The 610-nt window shown below is 61.8% G+C and carries 1 protein-coding gene; it reads left to right on the forward strand.

Going from position 1 to position 610, the window contains the following annotated elements; genetic code table 11:
- The coding region (locus tag ACERIT_RS16190) for an RNA-guided endonuclease InsQ/TnpB family protein (RefSeq protein WP_373675881.1) at positions 1 to 610 on the forward strand (610 nt) is incomplete at both ends.

A 610-nucleotide genomic window follows, 5' to 3' on the forward strand; every position in this document is an offset into this window, starting at 1 on the left:
CGCCGTCGAAGGGCCCGACCTCTCCGAGGAACGCGAGCGGTTGGAACGTGCACAACGCGATCTCTCGCGGAAGGAACACGGCTCGGCGAACTACCGCACGCAACAGCGCGTAGTAGCCCGTCGCCATGCCGATCTGAAGCGAAAGCGTCGGGACTTCCTGCACAAACTTTCGAACTACTACGCTCGGGAATACGACCTCGTAGCGGTCGAAGACCTCGACGCGAAGAGTCTGATGGAACTCCCGTCCAACAGTCGGAACCGCGCCGGAGCGACGTGGGGGACGTTCCTGCGGATGTTGGAGTACAAGTGCGAACGCGAAGGAACCCACTTTGTCGCCGTGAATCCACGCGGAACGACGAAAGAGTGTTCCAACTGCAGCGTTTCGACCGACAAACCGCTGTGGGTCCGCGAGCACTCGTGTCCGTCGTGCGGATTCGAGGCGGACCGCGACCTCAACGCGGCGTACAACATCCTTTCACGCGGACTCGATCAGGTAGGGGTGGTTCACCCCGATTCAATGCCTGCGGAGACTGCGCTCCCTACGGGAACCGATTCGGTTCCTGCAAAGCGCGTCGTGGAAACAGGAAGCCCCGTCCTCAGCGAGGCCGTC

The sequence above is a fragment of the Halopenitus sp. H-Gu1 genome, assembly GCF_041821145.1.
GTDB lineage: Archaea > Halobacteriota > Halobacteria > Halobacteriales > Haloferacaceae > Halopenitus.